The sequence below is a fragment of the Staphylococcus sp. HMSC34G04 genome (assembly GCF_001838765.1).
Lineage (GTDB): Bacteria > Bacillota > Bacilli > Staphylococcales > Staphylococcaceae > Staphylococcus > Staphylococcus epidermidis.
Map to the genome: position 1 here is coordinate 1 of NZ_KV838730.1, position 22,037 is coordinate 22,037.

Below are 22,037 nucleotides of genomic sequence, written 5' to 3' on the forward strand. Positions count from 1 at the left end.
CATATTGTCATTCAGTTTTCAATGTTCATTTTCTTACCGACAAGAATTAATTATACTCTTCATAGTTGTTTAAGTCAACAACTTTTTGAAATTAATTTTAGTCGTTTATTTAATGATTAGTTAAGTTGTTTCGCTCAACAAATAAATACTATACAGACTTATCCCCGTTTTAACAACAGTAAAAATTACACTATTAAAAGATAATCAAAATCACTCCAAAGGAAAAACCGAACTTTCTTCTTGTAGAATTCAATTACAAACGTGTTATACAGAAAAATGATGGTTAAAATGAAACTAAAATGCCTATATAAACCCTATTCACAAACTTTATTTTTGTTGTTCATTTTAAAATATTTTTACTATTTTTCTATAATCATTATTTTTTTATTCCAAACACCTTACATCTTCCTTGAGGAATGAAGGGTTGATTCTTATCCTCATTAATAATAAATGTAATTATAAAAGTCTCTCCATAAACTCAATAAGTCTAAATTCTAAAAAGCTAAACAAAAATCTTATCATATTCGTTATTTCAATCCATTAACGAAACCCCAACTTGCTCTGCCTGGTGAATTTCTCAGTGAAATTCTTTGTGTTGGGGCCCCGAACCCCAACTTGCTCTGTCTGGTGAATTTCTCAGTGAAATTCTCTATGTTAAAGAGCTTTATATATAAGTGTATTTAATCTTCTTCTATTTAAATATAAAGAAAGCCTAGAATATTGACTTATATCCCAGACTTTTAAGTGGTAAATATTATTACATTTCCGTTCTACCTGCAATTGCTTTAGATAAAGTCACTTCATCAGCATATTCTAAATCGCCGCCTACAGATAAACCTTGTGCCAGTCTTGTGACTTTAATCCCAATTGGCTTAACCAGCCTAGATATATACATTGCAGTAGACTCACCTTCTAGGTTAGGATTCATAGCTAATATAAGTTCTTTCACCTCATCGTTTTTGAGGCGTTCAACTAATGCAGGTATATTGATGTCTTCAGGCCCAATACCATCCATTGGTGAAATCGAACCATGAAGCACGTGATATAAACCTTTATATTCACGCATTTTTTCCATTGCTATGACATCCTTGTCATCCTCAACTACACATATGACAGAACGATCTCGCTGTTTATCTTCACATATATAACAAGGATCATTTTCTGTAATATGTCCACAAACACTACAATAGGTAAGTTCTCTTTTAACATCAACTAGTGCTTTAGCAAACTTAACAACATCGTCTTCTTTCATATCTAAAGTATGAAAAGCCAGACGTTGAGCCGTCTTTGGTCCAATGCCTGGCAGTTTCATAAAACTATCGATAAGCTTTGATATAGGTTCTGGATAATGCATATTTCATCACATTCCAGGGATGTTTAAGCCTTGAGTATGCTTACCTAAACGTTGTTGTGTTAACTCATCTGCTTTATTCATCGCTTCATTTGTAGCCGCCAATACTAAATCTTGAAGCATCTCAACATCTTCTGGATCAACAGCTTCTTCTTTAATTTCTACATCTACAACTTCTTTATGACCTGTTACAGTAACAGTCACCATACCTCCGCCTGCTGTTCCAGCAACACGTTCTTCTTTTAATTTTTCTTGTTCTTGAGCCATTTTCTTTTGCATTTTTTGCATTTGTTTCATCATTTGTTGCATATTTCCGCCACCGCGCATAATTTCATTTCCTCCTTAATAGTAAACAATTTCTATAAAAATTTAGCTTTTATTACATTATACATACCAATATATCGCTTGTCATGTATCAGTCTTCATCAACTAAATGTACAGTTTCCTCACCAAATAAGTCTTTAGCTTTTTGAGCAATATCTATTTGTTGAGACTGTTGTGTGCTTTGTTTTTCGCTTTGATGTGTTTCATTGGTGTTACGATTTTGTAAGTACTCTGCTCTCACTCTCAGCCATTGGTCAGCCGGCACTCCTACTACTTTGACAGTTTTATTAACTATATTACAAACTACACTTTCAATATTATTTCTCTTTTCATCATCTTTATTTACTATTTCACAATGAATTTCTTCATCAAATTTAACTAACACATGATCTTCACTAGCTGCTACCGGTTCTGAATTCAGTAGTAAACTAACTAAAGACTTTTTATCATTACTTTTCGCATGATCAATCACTTCTTGCCAATGGTTCTTCAATAATTTGATATCATCTTTGTTTGCTTTGTCTAATACTTTCGCTATCTGTTGCATAGAAAACGCATTTTTAGATCGTTGAATCGTGCGTGTTGGCTTCTTAGGTTGTTTATTAACTTTATTAGCTTTGATTCCTTGTTCTTTTAAGGTTTTAAGCTCATTTTCAAGTTGTTCTAAGCGTTGTAATAACATTTCATTATCTGGTTCATTAGCTACCGATGCTGTTGCTACATTTTGTACAGTTTGAGGCTGTGTCTTAATCATTTCTGCAAGTTTAACTAGTAACACTTCAAAATGAACACTTTGATTTACACTGAACCTAATGGATACTAGTGTATCATTTATGATATCTATCATCTTGTATAACATATCTAAGTCGAAATGAATAAGTGATTCAAAATGAACGGATTCGTTAGACGTTTTATTCATTATTGTATCTCTAACAAAGTAAATCATATCATTAATGAGTCTGTTGACTTCTTTACCTTCTGAAATAAAATGATGATATCTATTAAATGCAGCTTTAACATCACTTTTTACAATGTCATTAAACAACTCATTTAACGCCGCTTCATCAACACTACCTGTAACATTTAAAGCATCTTGTAAAGTAAGTCGTTCGTCTCCGAACGCTATTGCCTGGTCCATAATGCTTAATGCATCTCGCATACCACCTTCTGATGCTTTAGCAATAAATTCTAATGCTGCGTCGTCGTAATCCAAAGATTGGGAATTAGCTACATACTTAAGTCTATCTATAATTTGGTCACTGCTAATTGCTTTAAAGTCAAATCGTTGCGCTCTCGAAATAATAGTGGGTGGAATTTTATGTGGTTCTGTTGTTGCCAAGATAAATATAGCATGCGCTGGTGGTTCTTCTAATGTTTTAAGCAAAGCATTGAAAGCACCAGTAGTTAACATATGAACCTCGTCAATAATATATACTTTATACTTAGATTCACTAGGTGCGTACTTAACTTTATCTCTAATATTCCTTATTTCATCTACACCGTTATTACTTGCAGCATCAATTTCAATTACATCGTTATTCGTACCTTGTGTGATTCCTTTACAAATCGCACATTCATTACAAGGTTCACCATTGTCACTATTAAGACAATTAATAGCTTTGGCAAAAACCTTTGCAATACTCGTTTTACCCGTACCTCTCGGACCACTAAAAATATATGCATGAGATTGTTTACCTTTTGAAATTGCATTACGCAGTGTTTTAGTTACATGCGTTTGTCCAACCACATCATCAAAACTTTGCGGTCTATACATACGATACAAAGCTTGGTAATCCACCGTAGCACCTCCATTAACAATTACTCATTATTATATCACGCTCTTATATTTTCTTTTCAATTAAAAATCAATCCAGTACTTCCGGATAATACACTGTCATTCCAGACCATTCATTTTGAACCGGTTTTAGAAATTTTACTAATAATGTTTGATCATTTCGTTTTTCTTCTATATGTATATTATATAAATGAGTTGCTTCATAATCAGATTTCTCAAAGTACTGAGGATGATTATTTACAAAAATAGCACAATATCCTTGTTCTTTAGCACGTTCTTCTACAGCTTTTAACAGCGCTTGACCTAATCCTTGGTTTCGAATAGATTTATCTACTGACAGTGCACCAATGGCTAACGCTATCGCTTTTTTGTTTTTAGACGACAACTTAACCTCTGCTAACACAACGTGACCTATAACTTCATTCAATTCATTCTTAGCTATAACTTCTAATTCATAATTGTAGCTTTCAAGTTTTCTTAGATTTTTAACGCGCGCTCGATCTTGCCAACTGGATTCTGGATTTAGATTATAATTATTTTCTATACTATTTAGTGACGTTTCATAATCGACCTCTGTTAAAGTACTTAAATAAATATGCATGTATCCTCCATTATAATAAGCCATTCTATATTTCGACGTAATTTTTTTAATTAACTAGGTTTTTATTTTACAACGATATAACTTTAACAAATTATTCGTTATTAATCCATTTAATAAAAATGACTTGAAGTAAAACATCACACTTAACATCAAACATTGAAATTAATATTTAGATAAATAACTATAACGCTTCATAATAACTACTCCAACTTTAAGATTGAAATCAATAGCTATTATATTAAGTTTAATTGTAAATAAAAAAATAGCCCTGAATGAAATTTAAATAACTTCACATCGGACTATATATCTAAGTTTCATAACCTAGACCTTTATTATCTATATAAAAATTTGCTTAAATCTAAAGTAAAAAACCATGCACCTTTGTATCGAACGCATATCATAAACGTTACCGAAGTCGACAGCTAAATCTCGGCTACCCTACGGCACATATGAGGATCCACTTAATGCTGCTTCCGTCAGGACCTGACATGGTTCATGGGTTCATATTGCATAGGACCGAAATCTTCAAACACTACGTGCTTCGGGCAGACTTCACAAAAATACGCCCTCAACAAAGGAATTAAGTCTCGCATAAAGCGGATTTCGAGTACAGGGAACCGCTACCTCCCCACCTAGCACGGTAAGAACTATATTACTATAATTCTGCCTCTCTTTGCAAGCGTAAAAATTTAATCTTCTTCGCTTTAAAAAAACACGACGATTTTTGAAACTCATTAAAATGTAATTATCGTCGTCTTAAAAATTCTGCGAACTTAAATTCTGTGGCTAAATATTTTGAAATAATATATTAAAAATATGTGGTATCTTTAAAAAAACAGTACTTCTGACAGTAGCTGTAAAAGGTGTAAAATAATTACCAAAAATTTCGTAGTCAAAAGATAAAAAAGTTTCAAAAGTAATAGACTTACTTGAATAACTTATATCTAATTTCGAATCCTTTTCAATGATTAATTGTCTTTGAAGACGTTTCTCCTACGATCATTAATTCTTTATTTCCAAAAGCATTTAAATTTTCTGCACAATGAGTTACATTGAAAATTTATTCATATATAAAAATCACAAATACAACATAAAAAGGCAAATACTTATTAACATAAGCACTTGCCTTTGGTATCTATTAGTCTTGGAATTTAAATTCTAATGGCGGAGGAAGAGGGATTCGAACCCCCGCGGCCCGTTAAGGCCCTGTCGGTTTTCAAGACCGATCCCTTCAGCCGGACTTGGGTATTCCTCCAATTAACACAATAACAATAATATAATGACTTTAATTAAAAGTCAATATAATTATTCTTGAGTTTACACTAGAACTTTTTTACTTAAGTATTGATCAACAGACTGTGCTACTTCACGACCTTCTTTTATTGCCCAAACAACCAAGCTCTGACCTCGTCTTGCATCTCCTGCAGCAAATATTTTAGCATGACTGGTTTGATAATTTGTATCATTAGCTACAATTTTATTACGCTCGGTGTGTATATCAAACGCATGCGGAACAGTGGTTTCAGTGCCAACAAACCCTATAGATAATAAGACTAAATCAGCCGGCCAAAATCGTTCTGGTCCATCTTCCATAACCATGCCATCAGGCGTTTCTTTTAATATTTGTGTATATAAGCCTTTAACATTTCCTAACTCGTCAACATCATAGCGCATTGTTTGTACACCATAGGCTCTTGGTTCTTGACCAAATTTAGCTTCATATTCCTTATGCGCATAATCCATTTTGAAAACAGGCATTGCTAATGGCCAGGAAGTATTACTTTCAAAAGTAATCTCTTCAGGTTGCTTCGTATATTTATTAAATTGGACAATAGATTTACAGTTTTCACGTAATGCAGTCGCTACACAGTCTGCACCAGTGTCACCAGCACCAATAATAATTACATTCTTATCTTTAGCAGTAATGCTCAAACTTTCAATCTCACCATTTAGATACTGGGTTTGTTCAGTAAGATAGTCCATTGCAAAATGAATACCAGAGCCCATTCGTCCTTCTAATGGCAAATCTCTCGCATTTTGAGCACCTGTGCATAAAATAATAGCATCATAATTTTCTTCAAGTGTTTCACGGCTCACATCGACGCCAATTTCAACGCCTGTTTTAAATAAAATCCCAGCATCTTTCATAAGTGATACACGTCGACGTATTACGTCTTTATCTAGTTTCATATTTGGTATGCCATACATTAGCAAGCCACCTGGTTCATGCGCCTTTTCATAAACCGTAACTTTATAGCCTTTAAGGTTTAATTCTTCAGCTGCTGTAAGTCCCGCTGGGCCACTACCTACGATAGCAACTCGTTGGTCCTTACGCTCTTCAGGATATGCGGGATGAACCCACTTGTTCTCATATGCTTCGTCAATAATTGTACGTTCAATACCTTTAATCGCCACGGATTCTCTATTAATTTTCATAACACATGATTGCTCACATGGTGCTGGACAAACTCTTCCTGTAAATTCAGGAAAATTATTCGTCTCTCTCAATCTTTCGTAAGCAGCTTTAAAATCTTGATGATAGACTAAGTCGTTCCACTCAGGTATATAATTACCAATAGGGCATCCTATTGTTTCTCTTCCATAAGATTGCCCAGTTTGACAAAAAGGTGTTCCACAATCCATACAGCGAGCACCCTGAATCGAAGCATCTTCTTTAGTGAAGCGTTGTTGAAACGCTTCATGATTCGAAAGACGGTCTACCAAAGACAATTCTGATAGCGACTGTTTATCATATTTCATAAATCCTTTAAATTCGCCCATGATAATCCCTCACTTCTTTAATAAATGACTGCTGGCTGTAACTCTTGTTCAATTGTTTCTCTATCATCATAAAACGCTGCCAGTGTTGCTTCATCTTCACGTTCCATTTGACGTTTTTTCAAATCAATTTTTTGCATCATTAATTTGTAATCTTTTGGAATAACTTTAATTGCTAACTTTTCAATATTGTCAAATTGGTCGAGTATTTGGCGTGCTTTATTACTACGTGTATGCTTAAAATGTGCTTCGAGCATGTCTTTGATAAGGGATTTTTCCTCATCAAAACATATACTACTGAATTCTAAAGTTTCAAGCGCATTAACCTTTTTAAATGTCTCCACGTCAGAAGGGAAAATATAACTTACGCCCCCGCTCATACCTTGGCCAAAGTTCTTTCCTACATCTCCTAAGATAATGACATGTCCCCCTGTCATATATTCAAGTCCATGATCACCAATACCTTCTACCACAACATCTGCGCCACTATTTCTAATACAGAAACGCTCACCAGCTTTACCATTGATAAACGCTTTACCTCTAGAAGCCCCGTAAAAGTTTACATTTCCTGCTATAATTTCATTTTCACGCTGACTATTTGGAGCATTTACGATGACAGTTCCACCGGACAATCCTTTACCTACATAATCATTAGCGTCACCGGTATGATGAATTGTTAATCCACGTGGTGCATATGCAGCTAAGCTTTGACCTGCATGACCTTCAGTGTAAGCAAGTATCGTATCTTCAGGCAATCCTTCTTCTCCATATTGTTTAGCTATCGCACTACCTGTAATTACACCTACATCTCGCTGTTCATTATTAACAACATAATTTCCGGTAAAAGAGTGCCCGTTTTCAATGCTATAGCGTGCGTCTGGGTACAGATAATTCAAATCGAATCCTTCATCAAGATGATGATTTTGTGATATCTCTTTCGTATTAACACCGTCAAATTGTTCAATTAAACGTTCTATTTGAAGAGACGCTGCTTTACTATTTGGTTTCAATTGCGTCGAACGTTGAAGAAGATCTGTTCTCCCTACTAACTCTTCTACTGTTTCTAAACCAAGTGAAGCCAAAATTTCACGTAATTCTTCAGCTATAAAATACATAAAGTTAACTACATGCTGTGCCTTACCTCTAAACAAAGCTCTCAAATCTTTGTTTTGTGTTGCAACCCCTACTGGACACGTATCGTTATGACAAACTCTCATCATAATACACCCCAAAACAACAAGTGGTGCTGTTGCGAAACCAAATTCTTCTGCACCGAGCGCACAAGCATAAGCTACATCTTTACCTGTCAGTAACTTACCATCCGTTTCTAATTTTACACGACTACGCAAATCATTTAATTTAAGTGTTTGATGTGTTTCGGCAAGGCCTATCTCCCATGGCAAACCTGCATGTTGAATACTTGTTTTAGGCGATGCACCTGTACCTCCATCATAACCACTTATAACAATTTTATCGGCGAAAGCTTTAGCTACCCCTGAAGCTATAGTTCCAACGCCAGTTTTAGATACAAGTTTAACTGCAATATCAGCTCTTCTATTTGCATTTTTTAAATCATGAATGAGCTGTGCTAAGTCCTCAATTGAATAAATATCATGGTGTGGTGGTGGTGAAATTAATCCTATACCTGGTGTCGAACCTCTAGTCTCAGCAATCCATGGATATACTTTTGAACCTGGTAGTTGTCCACCTTCCCCTGGTTTAGCGCCTTGTGCAACTTTAATTTGAATTTCTTTTGCATGTTGCAAGTAATCACTCGTCACCCCAAAACGACCTGATGCAACTTGCTTAATTGCACTTATCTTATTACTTCCATCCTTTTGAATTTCGTAACGTGAAGAATCTTCACCACCTTCTCCACTATTGCTTTTACCTCCAATTTGATTCATAGCTTGAGCCAACGTCTCATGTGCTTCTGCTGAGATAGAGCCATAACTCATTGCTCCTGTATTAAAACGTTTCACAATTTCACTTGCTGGTTCAACACGACTAATATCAATAGTTTGACGTGTCTTAAATTCTAATAAATGTCTAATATGATCCGTACGTTTTAAATTTACAGCTTTGGAGAATTTTTTAAACAACTCGTAATCATTTTCTCTACATGCATGCTGCAATAAAAAAATCGTACGAGGATTAAATGCATGATGCTGACCTTGCTGTCTCCATTGGAATACACTTCCGGATTCAAGATAATCAGAATCATCACTTTGTCTCGCTTTATTCTCTTGGTCTATTTGTTCAATACTTATACCAGATAATTTTGACTGTGTACCTGTAAAATATTTTTCTATGACGCTATTCGATAAACCTACCGCTTCAAATATCTGTGCTCCTTGATAACTTTGTACGGTAGAAATGCCCATTTTAGCCATCACTTTAATAACGCCTTCTGACAATACATTGGTATACGTAGCAACATTTTCAGCGACGTTTCCTGAAAGTTGACCTTGACGCGTTAATTGTTCAATCGTTCGTTGCGCTAAATATGGAACTACAGCGTTTGCACCATAACCAAGTAAACATGCAACATGATGAACTTCTCGTGTTTCACCGGACTGCGCAATGAGGCTGGTCTCCATTCTTAATCCTTCTCGAATTAATAATTGATGCACGTGACTTAATGCTAATAAAATTGGCATTGCATAACTATTTTCGTGAGTTAACGACGTATCGTCTAACACCAAAATTTTCGCCCCTTCATGTACAGCCTGTATTGCTCGGTTCCCTAGTTCAGTTAAGCTACTTTCCAAATCATCTGTATAAAGTGTAGATAAATACGTTACATTAAAATACGAATGATCGATTGATGATAATTGCGCTTCATTTAAAACTGGTTTTTTTAATTGAATTCTTTCTAAAACTGATTCATCAGGACATAAAAGGTTCCCTTCTGAACCTAAATATGAAAGTTCACTCGTTACAATCTTTTCTCGATAAGCATCGATGGGTGGATTGGTAACTTGTGCAAATAATTGTTTAAAATAATTAAATAGCGACTCAGGCTTATCATTAAGAACTGCAATAGGTGCATCATATCCCATCGCTCCAATGGGATCTTTTTTATTGATGACTAAATCTGTCATATATTTATTGATATCTTCTTTAGTGTAAGCAAATTGTTTCTGTAAGCGGAAGAGTGTTTGATCATCCCAGTCGGAAGATTGGTAATAAATATTATCTAAATCATTTTGATTTTTATAATCTTTTAGCCATTGTTCGTAGGGCAACTCATTAGCAATATTAGTTTTTAGCTCATTATTTTCTACAACCTTATTTTGTAAAAAGTCTACAAGTAATAACTTCCCAGGATTAAGTTGTCCTTTAAATGCTACATTTTCTTCCGGAACATCAATGACACCTACTTCGGAAGAAAAAACAATAAAATTATCTTTAGTTATTGTATAACGCCCAGGTCTTAATCCATTTCTATCGGTCAATGCACCTATCTTATCTCCATTGCAAAAGGAAATCATAGTTGGTCCATCCCATGGCTCCATTAAATAACTATAAAATTCATAGAAAGAACGAACTTTTTTATCGTTAGATTCATTGTATAACCATGGCTCTGGAATTAATAACATCGCTGCTTTTTCAGGCTCCATTGCTAATGATAAGAACTCTAACGCATTATCAACTATTGATGAGTCACTACCATCTTCATCAACAATAAAATGCACCTTATCTTTCTCATCTTCAAATAATGTTTCAACTAGTTTATTTTGGCGTGCTCGCATCCAGTTTACGTTACCCTTAATGGTATTAATTTCACCATTGTGCATAAGCATTCGATTGGGATGTGCACGTTTCCAACTTGGAAATGTATTAGTACTAAAGCGGGAGTGTACAAGTCCTAATTTTGATTGATATGCCTCATTTTGTAGGTCTAAATATAAGCCTTTAATTTGATCTGAACGTAACCAACCTTTATAAACAATCGTTCTATGAGAGAGACTTGTGAAATATAAATCTATGGATTGTGTTTCACTATATTTTTCAATTTGTTTTCTTGCTAAAAACAATCGTTTTTCAACTTCATTTACACCTGTGATGTCAACAAATACTTGTTGAATATAAGGCATAGTATCTGCAACATGTTGAGCAATAGCGCGAGTATCTACTGGCACATCTCTATATCCAATGACTTTAAAACCTTCACTTTCAAAATATTGATTAAACATCTCTTCGTGAATTGAATCTCTAACTTTCTCTTTAGAAAAAAATAATCCCACGGCATAATATCCTTCGCCGGGAACTTTGAATTCTGTTAATTGTTCGAACAATTGGTATGGTATCTCCGTCATAATTCCAGCACCATCACCAGTAATACCGTCGGCACCTACTCCACCACGATGATCTAACCGTCTTAACATTTCTAAAGATTTTTCTATAATATCGTGAGATCTTTTATTATCCATATTGGCATAAAATCCAATACCACACGCATCATGCTCTTCACGATAATCGTATAGTCCCTTTTTTAATTTCTCATTGTACATGATGCACACTCCCTTATTAGAATTTTCTGACAATTTTGTTTGATAGTAATAACTATAATGTAATTTATTTATCTGTTCAATATATAAATTAGATTAAATTCATCTAATTATTAGAACGATTCCAAAAAATACTGATATACTAGGTTTAGAATAAGACAGTATTTATTTTATTGAATGGAGGGAAATCAACTATGGATATAAAACAACTTAGATACTTTGTAGAGGTTGCACGTCGAGAGCATATTTCAGATGCAGCATTAGAACTAAACATTGCACAGTCTGCGATTAGTCGTCAAATCACTCAACTCGAAAAAGAATTGGGGGTGACATTATTTAAAAGAAGTGGTAGAAATATCATATTAACTGTTGAAGGTAGACAGTTACTCTCACAGGCAACTCAAATACTAGAATTAATGGATAAAACCATTCACTCATTTCAACAACACGCATCACATAATCAACAGACAATTTATATTGGATATGAAGAAAGTGATGCCTCTCAAATGATTCTTCCCCTAATTCAAACATTTGAACAACAAAGTAACAGTACCATGATTCCGCAACTTACAATACATGATAAATTATTAGATCAAATTCTTTCCAATCAGTTGGATATTGCAATCACTGAATTTACTCCTGTGTTAGAACGGGAAACACATTTACGCGTCATGCCTTTATTTGAAGAAAATTATCATATGTATGTGCCCAAATCACATCCGCTAGCTATGACTATACATCCCCCGCTATCTCAATTTACAAATCAATCACTATACTGTCTCGAACCAATGACAAACTCTATAAAAAGTAAATTGATTGAAAAGACTAAAGCACAAGTACGAATGATTTCAGATATGAAACTCGCGCAACATATTTTGAGTAATGATAAGGGATTTATTATTTCTAGTCAAAATTGTTTACTATATAATCACGTAAATTGGACTAAAATCCCTTTAAATCATACAGAATTAAAACGAACGCTATGTGTAGTTATGCGAAAAGATAACAAGAAAAACGACATTAATGTAGCATGGGATTTAATTTACACATTATTAAATAAATCTAATATATATTAATTATTCATCTTATCTTTGTAAAACTTTATCACTCTTCGACATCAACATTTCATTGATAACTTTTTGAGTTCAATCATAAAAGGTCGTATAATCGCTATATCAATATGATTATTAAGTTGAGAATTGAGGTTTTAAGATGCAATCCAAGAATTTTTTTAAAATACCTTTTACTTGGATGATGATAATCTTTAGTTGCCTATTTTTAGGTACGTTAATATTCACGTTTTTTAACGATAGATTTTATAATATGCCTATAGGACAAATCACTCAAATTACTGATATCCAATCACAAAAGGTAACAGACGAGCACAAAAATAAAGATATTAAATACAAAGAGAAGCTAACATTCAAGATTCTAAATGGTGAATTCAAGGGGCAAACAACGACGATTCCCCACCAATATGTGAAATCTCAAGCTGATTCAGAATCATTTTCCAAAAATGACAAAGTTGTTTTACATATTTCTAAAAATCCTAAAGACGCAACGATTATAGAGAAAAAACGAGATACTATTGTTGTCATAATAACCGGCTTATTTTTACTTACTGTTTTAGTCGTAGGAAAAAAAGTAGGACTTCAATCTATATTATCACTTATCGTTAATACTATTACCGTTATGGGAGCTATTTTAATACATAATCAATATGGGACTATAAGTTTATTCTTATTGATGACTTGTGCCATTATCATTTCCACTTCTTTCACTTTGCTACTTGTAACAGGTTGGCATACCCGAACCTTAATTACTATTGTAAGTACGCTGATTGGTACGTTCTTATGTGTTGGAATTACCGAAGTCATCATCAAATTTACTGGGGGAAATGGAATAAAATACGAAACAATCACTTTCCTTACTCTCCCTCCTAAAGATGTCTTTCTAGCTTCCGTACTAATAGGTACACTTGGAGCAGTGATGGACGTTTCTATTACTATAGCAAGTGGGATGTATGAAATTTTACAACGTAGCCCTCAAATATCAATGAAACGTTGGGCTCTTGCCGGAAGACATATCGGTCAGGATATAATGGGAACAATGACTAACATACTACTCTTTTCATATCTATCTGGTAGCTTACCTATGTTTCTAATTTATTTAAAAAATGCTAACACTATTACTTATACTATTTCGATGAATTGGTCATTAGAAATTGCTCGAGCATTAACTGGTGGGATAGGCATCGTTTTAACTATTCCTATAACAATTGCTTTAATGGAACTATGGCTTAAACTGCGAGGTGTTAATCAATGAGTGCAATTACTATTTTAGGTTTCTTATTATTGTTGATAATGGTTATTTTCGGAGGTAAGAAAGGACTCATTTCTTTTTTTACTTTGTTTTTAAACTTTATCATTCTTGTAATAAGTATTCTTTTAATTATATATGGTGTACCAATCTATCTTGTCACATTTATATTTTGCTTTATCATAGCCGCAATTAATTTATTTGTATTAAATAGTTATAACGTCAAAACACAAGCAGCTTTTCTAGGTACTTTAGCAACAATACTCATATTAATACTCATGATATACTTTTCAGTTGAGATGGGGCACTTACAAGGTTTTGCAACCGAACAGCAGGATGAAACATATGTGTATTCAATGAATATTGGTATTAATATGGTACAGTTTATGGTATTTACAATTGTTCTTGCAGTGATAGCAGCAGTCATTGATTTAGCAATAACAATTAGTTCCCCTATGTATGAACTATATGAGACTAACCCTAATTTAAATCAGCATCAATTATTTCAGTCTGGTATGCGCGTGGGTAGAGAGATATTAGCAACTTCTGCCAATACCATTTATTTAGCATTTTTCGGAGGACAATTAACTTTATTCTTCTGGTTCTTTAAATTACATTATTCATTTGGACACATCATTAATTCGAAAATATTCACACAGGAATTTATAGCTATTTTACTTGGTGGCATCGCCGTTGCAATTAGCATTCCCATTACTGCATGGATTACAGCATTTATGATTAAACATGTCAGTCAAAAGAAGACTCTTACGAATCAACAAAATAAATAAAATATTCCCACCGCCTTTAAATAATTATAGCGAGCGTTTATGATCAAACAGTTTAACTTAATTATTATATGGCGATGGGATGTTTAATATTATTCTTAATGTATAGATCTAATTTAAAGTAATTGCATTTTTAATAAATATTCGTCATGTTCTTATTTTTAATATTTGATAGTGTACGTAAATTCTTTAACCCATGAAAAAATATATATCATCTGTGTAACAACTTACTCATTTTTCGCCGACAACTTATCCTCAACATTAACTTTCTATAATGCATTATCAAAATAATATAGCAAACAGGTGTTTTCATATACTGTCTAGCCATTAATCTTTCCACTCAGAAAGATTCAGTCATCTATGTACCTGCACAACTAGGTTAGTCTAATGGATTCTATGATGAGTACGGTTTAAATACTTAATTAACGATCTTTCATAAACTTGATATTATCAAAACTTCACATCAATAGAAATTAAGTTGCGCAATATGATGTTAATATTTAACTCCTATCTATTAATGATTGATAAATTCCTTAATCCAAGTATTTACTGCAGGCGCTATGTTTTCACTGTCATTGATATCGAACCATTTCATGTCAGTAATTTCATGATCGGTTTCAACTTTTGACCAATCTATAGCTCGATTAACTTTGAATCCATTAAGTTCAGTCAACATATTAGGTTGTGGATAGGCTTCTCCGACAATAGTTCCAATAAATTCTAGTTCATCTTTAGCTAATTCTAAGCGCAATTCTTCCTTCAATTCTCTTTGTAAAGCTTCCACAAGACTCTCACCCTCATCAATTTTACCACCCGGGAAATAATACTTATCTCTATGTCGAACTTGTACAAGTAGTAACTGATGATTCTTTTCTTCAACTAAGCAAACACATTTAATCATTCATCAATTCATCCCTATTCATAATAAATATCTTCAATTTCATACTTATATTTAGTATTATGTTATCATAAATAAGTTACTACATGATTTAACTAAACTACTTTTAATTGAAAATATGACATTTAACCATACATTCGAATATTTTATTCTTCAAAATAAGTATGGTATACGGAGGGAATCATTATTTATGGCTAAACAAGCAAACACTTCACGTTTATCAAGATTATTCAACGTAGCAGGATTCATTGTAGATGGTTATAACGGGATTCGCTATAATGCTAAGAATAAACAACTTGTCTATTTATCATTAGGTCTAAGCGCACTAGGAACAATCATTGATTTTTACATTTCTATTAAATCCGCATCTAAACTTCGTAAGTTAAGTGCACTTGGATCATTTGCAATCAACGGGGTACGCTTATTTACAAGTTTTAAAAAAGTTAGAGATGAATATGACTATCACTAAACAAATTAAAACTGATAATTAAATTTTTTGAGAAAAAATAAGTTGCCAAACATTAAAATATATTCGTATGAGATGACTAGTTTTAAAATATCGTTTTAATCATTTTTAAACTAGTCATCTTAAAGTAAGGGGTGAGGAGATGAAGAGTTTAAAAATTCTTCCTCACCTCTTTTTTATTTTAAACAAATTAAACAATTATAAAATAGTGTGACAAAGCATTGCATTTAATACTAATCATCAACACGGTTATATAGTACAAATACTGAATAGTTATTAAAATTCTTGTAATTTTCATAAAAATGTTTATCATGAGTAATTAACAATTTATACAACTTTTCTAATAATTTAAGTTTGAAATAAAGGAGAATTAATTATGATATACACAGTAACAACCACCCTCCCATTATCCCATGGTGGTAGGACTCAAGCTTTACTCAGACGAATTAAACTGTTAGATGAAGAATTTAAAATTCCAAGTAAAATTCTCACCACTAATTATCATGGTAATTATCCTAGTATTTATAAAAAATACAGACAAGAAAACAAAGTTGCAGAAAATATACAATTCGAAAATATGTATGAATGGTTATCAAATTTCAAACTTTTTAAAGTCCCAAAAACATTGATTACTAGGAATCCAAAATACATTAAAACACCTAGAAAGATTAAAGGACTTATTGATAGGCGAGGAAAAAAGAGTGATCTTATTCATTATTATAATAATGAATGTCATGTGAGATCTCGAAAGTATTATGGACAGTCTAATGTTCTTGAATATGAGGACTTCATTTCTCCCACATCAGGATTGAAATATGAGCGCCATCAATATAATTTATACGGCCAACTTCATAGAAAAGAATATTATTATGATGACTCTTCTTTAAAACATAGTGACGAATTATTTGATACTGAGGGCTCTATGTACTGCAAGAGATATTTTAAAACTAAACCAAACAGCAAAATTAATGGCGTAGAAATATATAGAAATAAAAAACTTTATAAGACCTTTAAAAACGATAAATTGTTAGCTCAGTTTTATTTTCAGAATAGATTCAAAGATCAAGATATCGTCTTTAATGATGCTCGATTTTTAGATAAGCCATTACTTAAGCAAACGCACCAAACAAAAAACATTCTTGTTTTACATAGCTCGCATTTATCAGGGGACCAAATAAAAAAATCATATCGATTTGCTTTAAATCAATCGAAAAATGTTTATAAGTATATTGTTCTCACTCACCAACAAAAGCACGATATACAGCAACATCTCCCTATAAGTGACGACCAATTTCAACTAGTACCACATTTTATCGAATTAGATACAGAGGTAGAACAAGATTCCTCAAACAATCAAAATCGCTTTATATATATAGGACGTTTTAGCGCAGAGAAACAGATTGATCATATTATTAGAGCTTATCACAAGTTTTTGCAAAGTGGTTACCAAACAGAATTACATTTATTTGGTAGAGATGAAGATAATCAAATTCCATTGATGCATACTTTGATTTCAGAATTAAAATTATCGGATAAAGTTAAAATATTTAAATATACCAATCAACCTTTACAAGAATTTAAAAATTCTAAAGCCTCTCTACTTACAAGTCAATATGAGGGATTTGGCTTAACACTTATGGAAAGTATAGAAATGGGGTGTCCAGTCCTATCTTATAACGTTCGTTACGGTCCAAGTGAAATTATTCAAAACGGAATAAATGGCTATCTCATTGAAAAAAATGATATTGATAGTTTATCAAAACATATGATTAACATCATTGAGTACCCACTACAAGAAGTGAAAAATAAAGACACTTTAAAATATAACGCCGCAGTGAATAATTACAAACAACTTATGCAAAGCTTAGACTTGTTAAAATAGTCACTTTTTCCGATATTATAAAGATTTGGTAGCATCTTTATAAAACTATTAATAAGCCCATCGATGATCCTTAATCCAATCATCAATGGGCTTAATTTGATAGTTATATATTGTTAAACAATTTTCTTAATGAATAAATTTGTAATTTCTCACTTGATAAGCTGGAATTGTTCTATATGTCATATTTCCAGGAGCTGCACTCCAGTTCATTTCTGAAACTAAAATACTTCCATCGCTATTCACACGCTCTACAAACGCTACGTGACCATAGTAACCAGCGTCAGTTTGTGCAATTGAGCCTACTGTAGGGCGATAATCAATAGTATATCCATCAGCAGCTGATGCATTGTCCCAATTATTTGCATTCCACCAGTATGTACTGATACCTTTTCCTATTTCAGCACGTCTATTAAATACGTGCCATGTACATTGTCCCCAAGTATACAAGTTTTGATGGTTAAAAGTTGGTGAATAATAGCCACCATTTGATCTAGTATTATTAGAAGATGAGCTACTAGAACTACCACCAGGCACTTTTAACTTCTGTCCAGGATAGATAAAGAAATTAGTTAGTCCATTTAATTGCATAATTTTTTGATACGTTGTCCCATATTTACTAGCAATTGCAGATAGTGAATCTCCATATTTAACAGTATATGTTGCAGTACGACCACTAGACCCACTAGCTTTTGTACGACTGGAACTCGTCGCTTTACCAGAAACTTTCAACTTTTGTCCGGGGAAAATAAGATAGTTATTTAACCCATTAAGTTGCATGATTTTTTGATACGTTGTACCGTATTTTGCAGCAATAGAAGATAATGAATCTCCAGCTTTAACTGTGTAAACTGTGCCACTATTTGTTGACGTTGCTCTTGAAGATGAGCCTGATACTTTCAATACTTGATTAGGGAATATTAAATTGGAAGTCAATCCATTAAGTGATTTTAATTTAGCAATACTAATCCCATATTTGTGGGAAATTGACCATACAGATTCTCCACTTTTTACTGTATGCGTTGTTGCAGCTTGTGCATGAGTTGATGCCAATGCGCTAAGGGCAGTTGTTCCTATAATGGCAGTAATATATTTTTTTTGCACTTGAAATCCTCCTCTACTTTAGTTTTGCTTATTCACGTTTTAACAATACAAAGATATTATACTCTTTAATTATGTATAGCATGTTTGCTTTAGATGACATTCTGATTACAAATATTATTTTAAATAAAAAATAGGGCTACGCTCAAACATATTTGCATTTGTCCAATTTAATACATTTTGCAGTCAATTACAATGTCTTTTTTATTACAAATATTATTAATATGGTTTTGCTCCTTATATTTACAATTTCGAATGTAATTTTTTCTATTTTCAAATTAATATTAAATAGACAGACGCTTATTTCTAGAATCTAAATTCAACATTTCGAATAAAAAAAGAAGTAGGAGTAGAATTCGCTATGGATTCTTTATCCCACTTCAAAAAGGTGAAATGCCATGAAAGATATAGAAATATATCTTCAACTTTGTCATTGACTATAAAATTGTTTTGCAACCAACACATATAACTGGAATTCTAGACTGAAAATTTCTATATTATGAATGTTGCGCTAAAACTTTATATTATTTTTTTGCCAACTCATTTTCGATTTCTTCGATTTCCTTTTTAGAAAGATCTACTGGTTTTTCACCGTCTTTAGTGTCTTCTTTTAATGCTTTTTGAGCTTCTTTTGAATGATAAAGTTCTATAATTTTTTTGTAGGTTTTATTATCTTTGTCTTTAGAGTTGACAGCTACAACATTAATATATGGTTTTACTGCATCTGAACTTGCTTTTTCCAAATAAATAGGATCCTTTTTAGCATCTTTTCCTGCTTTTGTTGCAACACCGTTATTGATAACTGATATATCCACATCAGAAAGTGCACGCGCTGTTTGTTGTGCATCAACAGCTTTAATTTTTAAATCTTTAGGATTACTTTCAATATCTTTTGTTGTTCCGTTTAATCCAAAGTTCTTCTTAAGCTTAATTAAACCTGCAGATTCTAATAACTTAAGTGCTCGAGCTTGGTTAGATACATCATTCGGAATAGCAACTTGCGCACCTTTTTTAACATCTTTAATGTTCTTAACTTTATCTGAATAAATACCTAATGGAGCTAATACAGTAGTGCTAAGTGCTTCAATATTGGTATCTTTATGAGCTTTTTTATATTGATCTAAAAAAGCAAAGTGTTGGAAGGCATTTAAATCGATATCCCCGTCACTAAGCGCTTTGTTCGGGACATTGTAATCTGAAAAGTGCTTGATTTCTAAATCAATATCATCTTTTTTAGCTAATTCTTTAACTTTTTCCCAAGCCTTCGTGTCGTTGGATGCAACACCTATGGTTACCTTTTTACCATTGTTACCACCACATGCTGCTAAAACTAAAATTGCAACAATTAAAAAACTTAAAATCTTTTTCATAAATGAATTCCCCCTAAATATTTATAAAACCCTTACTAGTATTTTAATTTCTACGGATAACCCTAGCGATAAAGTTACCTAACGTTTGTATAATTTGAACAATAATAATAAGTACAATGACTGTAATCACAATAACAATGGTATCGAACCGTTGATAACCATACACTAAAGCCAAATCACCTATACCGCCACCACCAACAGCACCAGCCATTGCTGTACTACCGATGAGACCAATAATAGCTGTAGTTATAGCTAGAATTAATGAACCAAGTGCTTCCGGCAATAAAAAATAACGTATAATTTGAAGAGGTGATGCACCCATTGCTTTAGCTGCCTCAATAATCCCGTCATCGACTTCCAGTAATGAATTTTCTACTAAGCGTGCGATATAAGGTGCTACATAAACCGTGAGTGGTACTATGGCTGCTGTTGTACCGATAGATGTTCCAACTAGCAATTTAGTAAAAGGCACTATGGCTATTAATAAAATTATGAACGGAATTGATCTTAAAATATTAATGATAGGATTTAATACTTGATGCAATATCGTATTCGACCATATACCGTTTTTTCTAGTTACCACCAACAAGATGCCAAGAGGTATACCAATCAAAGCACCGATTACAAGCGATACTGTCACCATATACAATGTTTCGTATAGAGCTTGTAATAATTGAGATGAATCTAAACTTGAACCAAACATATTTATATAACCTCCTCATACCGAATATGTCGTTTTGAAAGGTAATCAGTAAGTTTAAAATCATTAAAAGACTCATCATGCTCAAATCTCAACCACAAATAACAAACGGTTTCATCTTGTATTTCTGACATAGAAGAAAATAATACGTTAACGTTAAGATGATGCTCGTTGATAAGCTCATTCAATATTGGCAATTGAATTTGTTCGGAGTCTAAAAACAGTTTATAATCTGTGAAATTTGAATCCTTTCTCGTGTTAAAAGAGGCTCGTAACTCTTTTGAAGGCTCAGTGTTAATCACCGTCGAAACGAAATTTTTTGCAGTATTCGTTTGTGGATGACTAAAGACATCTTTAACTGTTCCCATTTCTATCACTTCGCCATTTTCCATGACAGCTACACGATGACAAATTTTTTGAATTACGCTCATTTCATGTGTAATCATCATAATCGTCACACCAAATGTTCGATTCACATTACTTAATAAATTTAAAATTGAGCTTGTAGTAGCTGGATCCAGAGCACTTGTCGCTTCATCACATAATAATATTTTAGGATGCGTTACTAATGCTCTTGCAATGGCAACACGTTGTTTTTGTCCACCTGATAGTTCATCTGGAAATTGATCTTTTTTATCAGCAAGCCCTACAAATTCTAACATTTCGTCAACTTTTTCCTTAATTTCTTTCTTATTTGTCTTACTTAAAATAAGTGGCATTGCAACATTTTTATAGACTGATTTAGAATTAAGCAAATTGAAATGTTGAAAGATCATACCGATATCTTTTTTAATATGACGCAAATCTTTTTCTTTATATGTATCAATCTCATGACCATCAACAATAACTTGACCATCTGATACTGTCTCAAGTTGATTGACTAACCGAACTAATGTACTCTTACCAGCACCACTATAGCCAATCACACCAAAAATATCATGTTGGTCGATCTTAAATGATACATTTTTCAAAGCTTGAATAGTTTCTCTTTTTTTGTGAAAAACTTTGTTAACATTTTTGAATTCAATCACCTAATCTCTCCCTCCGATTTCCGATTAAAATTATCTGAATATTTGCATTATATTGAATTGATGTCGTACCGTCAACACGCTTTTTTGATTTTTCCAAAATTAATTAATATTCCGAAAAATTATGT

At 32.9% G+C, this 22,037-nt stretch carries 16 protein-coding genes, 1 tRNA gene, 1 other RNA gene and 1 pseudogene; 5 read left to right on the top strand and 14 right to left on the bottom strand.

From position 1 onward, the window contains the following. Positions 1–757: 757 nt before the first annotated feature. From recR to gltB, 9 genes and pseudogenes are all read right to left on the bottom strand, one after another. Positions 758–1,354 (bottom strand): recombination mediator RecR, encoded by a 597-nt coding sequence (gene recR, locus HMPREF3241_RS05895; RefSeq protein ID WP_001829377.1) that lies wholly within the window; start codon positions 1,352–1,354, stop codon positions 758–760. Between the two features lie 6 nt (positions 1,355–1,360). Then, positions 1,361–1,678, bottom strand: coding sequence for a YbaB/EbfC family nucleoid-associated protein (locus tag HMPREF3241_RS05900; protein WP_002447741.1), 318 nt, complete (start codon positions 1,676–1,678; stop codon positions 1,361–1,363). Between the two features lie 88 nt (positions 1,679–1,766). Beyond that, entirely contained in the window at positions 1,767–3,473 is a 1,707-nt protein-coding gene (gene dnaX, locus HMPREF3241_RS05905) for a DNA polymerase III subunit gamma/tau (protein ID WP_002447740.1), read from the bottom strand. 67 nt (positions 3,474–3,540) lie between these two features. Beyond that, complete coding sequence (locus HMPREF3241_RS05910) at positions 3,541–4,071, bottom strand: GNAT family N-acetyltransferase (protein ID WP_070853534.1); 531 nt, start codon at positions 4,069–4,071, stop codon at positions 3,541–3,543. Between the two features lie 371 nt (positions 4,072–4,442). Further along, an RNA gene (gene ffs / locus HMPREF3241_RS05915) (signal recognition particle sRNA large type) lies at positions 4,443–4,712 on the bottom strand. Between the two features lie 104 nt (positions 4,713–4,816). Then, positions 4,817–5,037, bottom strand: a pseudogene (locus HMPREF3241_RS13150) (trehalose operon repressor); the annotation flags it as partial. Positions 5,038–5,233: 196 nt separating this feature from the next. Further along, positions 5,234–5,326 (bottom strand) — tRNA-Ser (locus tag HMPREF3241_RS05920). A gap of 62 nt (positions 5,327–5,388) precedes the next feature. Beyond that, positions 5,389–6,852, bottom strand: coding sequence for a glutamate synthase subunit beta (locus HMPREF3241_RS05925; protein WP_002447738.1), 1,464 nt, complete (start codon positions 6,850–6,852; stop codon positions 5,389–5,391). Between the two features lie 17 nt (positions 6,853–6,869). Continuing rightward, positions 6,870–11,366: a glutamate synthase large subunit gene (gltB, locus tag HMPREF3241_RS05930; RefSeq protein ID WP_070853535.1), complete on the bottom strand. Its 4,497-nt coding sequence runs from the start codon at positions 11,364–11,366 to the stop codon at positions 6,870–6,872. Positions 11,367–11,557: 191 nt separating this feature from the next. Here gltB and gltC point away from each other — a divergent pair, with 191 nt between their 5' ends. From gltC to HMPREF3241_RS05945, 3 genes are all read left to right on the top strand, one after another. After that, positions 11,558–12,439, top strand: a complete 882-nt coding sequence (gene gltC / locus HMPREF3241_RS05935) for a glutamate biosynthesis transcriptional regulator GltC (RefSeq protein ID WP_070853536.1) — start codon at positions 11,558–11,560, stop codon at positions 12,437–12,439. 136 nt (positions 12,440–12,575) lie between these two features. Next, positions 12,576–13,688 (top strand): YibE/F family protein, encoded by a 1,113-nt coding sequence (locus HMPREF3241_RS05940; RefSeq protein ID WP_070853537.1) that lies wholly within the window; start codon positions 12,576–12,578, stop codon positions 13,686–13,688. Continuing rightward, positions 13,685–14,470, top strand: a complete 786-nt coding sequence (locus HMPREF3241_RS05945; RefSeq protein WP_002476175.1) for a YibE/F family protein — start codon at positions 13,685–13,687, stop codon at positions 14,468–14,470. Before HMPREF3241_RS05940 ends, HMPREF3241_RS05945 begins: the two co-directional genes overlap by 4 nt. 511 nt (positions 14,471–14,981) lie before the next feature. Here HMPREF3241_RS05945 and HMPREF3241_RS05950 read toward each other — a convergent pair. Then, positions 14,982–15,368, bottom strand: a complete 387-nt coding sequence (locus HMPREF3241_RS05950) for an NUDIX domain-containing protein (protein ID WP_002458581.1) — start codon at positions 15,366–15,368, stop codon at positions 14,982–14,984. A 187-nt stretch (positions 15,369–15,555) separates the two neighbouring features. Here HMPREF3241_RS05950 and HMPREF3241_RS05955 point away from each other — a divergent pair, with 187 nt between their 5' ends. Continuing rightward, the gene (locus HMPREF3241_RS05955) at positions 15,556–15,834 is read left to right on the top strand and encodes a hypothetical protein (protein WP_002458582.1); all 279 of its coding nucleotides are present in this window, start codon (positions 15,556–15,558) and stop codon (positions 15,832–15,834) included. 373 nt (positions 15,835–16,207) lie between these two features. Beyond that, positions 16,208–17,713 (top strand): glycosyltransferase, encoded by a 1,506-nt coding sequence (locus HMPREF3241_RS05960; RefSeq protein WP_070853538.1) that lies wholly within the window; start codon positions 16,208–16,210, stop codon positions 17,711–17,713. 126 nt (positions 17,714–17,839) lie between these two features. On the opposite strand, the gene aae is transcribed toward HMPREF3241_RS05960, so the two are convergent. From aae to HMPREF3241_RS05980, 4 genes are all read right to left on the bottom strand, one after another. Further along, positions 17,840–18,814, bottom strand: a complete 975-nt coding sequence (aae, locus tag HMPREF3241_RS05965; protein ID WP_002447730.1) for an autolysin/adhesin Aae — start codon at positions 18,812–18,814, stop codon at positions 17,840–17,842. 521 nt (positions 18,815–19,335) lie between these two features. Then, positions 19,336–20,181, bottom strand: coding sequence for a dipeptide ABC transporter glycylmethionine-binding lipoprotein (gene gmpC, locus HMPREF3241_RS05970; RefSeq protein WP_002447728.1), 846 nt, complete (start codon positions 20,179–20,181; stop codon positions 19,336–19,338). A 43-nt stretch (positions 20,182–20,224) separates the two neighbouring features. Further along, on the bottom strand, positions 20,225–20,884 hold the full coding sequence (locus HMPREF3241_RS05975; RefSeq protein WP_001829353.1) for a methionine ABC transporter permease: 660 nt from the start codon (positions 20,882–20,884) through the stop codon (positions 20,225–20,227). A 2-nt stretch (positions 20,885–20,886) separates the two neighbouring features. Continuing rightward, positions 20,887–21,912 (bottom strand): methionine ABC transporter ATP-binding protein, encoded by a 1,026-nt coding sequence (locus HMPREF3241_RS05980; RefSeq protein ID WP_002486470.1) that lies wholly within the window; start codon positions 21,910–21,912, stop codon positions 20,887–20,889. Between the last annotated feature and the right edge of the window lie 125 nt (positions 21,913–22,037).

Bases quoted from the DNA above. Each gene is read 5' to 3' on its own strand.
- HMPREF3241_RS05945 (WP_002476175.1), top strand. From the start codon at position 13,685: ATGAGTGCAATTACTATTTTAGGTTTCTTATTATTGTTGATAATGGTT.
- HMPREF3241_RS05960 (WP_070853538.1), top strand. From the start codon at position 16,208: ATGATATACACAGTAACAACCACCCTCCCATTATCCCATGGTGGTAGG.
- HMPREF3241_RS05955 (WP_002458582.1), top strand. From the start codon at position 15,556: ATGGCTAAACAAGCAAACACTTCACGTTTATCAAGATTATTCAACGTA.
- HMPREF3241_RS05950 (WP_002458581.1), bottom strand. From the start codon at position 15,368: ATGATTAAATGTGTTTGCTTAGTTGAAGAAAAGAATCATCAGTTACTA.
- HMPREF3241_RS05975 (WP_001829353.1), bottom strand. From the start codon at position 20,884: ATGTTTGGTTCAAGTTTAGATTCATCTCAATTATTACAAGCTCTATAC.
- HMPREF3241_RS05900 (WP_002447741.1), bottom strand. From the start codon at position 1,678: ATGCGCGGTGGCGGAAATATGCAACAAATGATGAAACAAATGCAAAAA.
- gmpC (WP_002447728.1), bottom strand. From the start codon at position 20,181: ATGAAAAAGATTTTAAGTTTTTTAATTGTTGCAATTTTAGTTTTAGCA.
- gltC (WP_070853536.1), top strand. From the start codon at position 11,558: ATGGATATAAAACAACTTAGATACTTTGTAGAGGTTGCACGTCGAGAG.
- HMPREF3241_RS05940 (WP_070853537.1), top strand. From the start codon at position 12,576: ATGCAATCCAAGAATTTTTTTAAAATACCTTTTACTTGGATGATGATA.
- HMPREF3241_RS05925 (WP_002447738.1), bottom strand. From the start codon at position 6,852: ATGGGCGAATTTAAAGGATTTATGAAATATGATAAACAGTCGCTATCA.
- HMPREF3241_RS05910 (WP_070853534.1), bottom strand. From the start codon at position 4,071: ATGCATATTTATTTAAGTACTTTAACAGAGGTCGATTATGAAACGTCA.
- gltB (WP_070853535.1), bottom strand. From the start codon at position 11,366: ATGTACAATGAGAAATTAAAAAAGGGACTATACGATTATCGTGAAGAG.
- recR (WP_001829377.1), bottom strand. From the start codon at position 1,354: ATGCATTATCCAGAACCTATATCAAAGCTTATCGATAGTTTTATGAAA.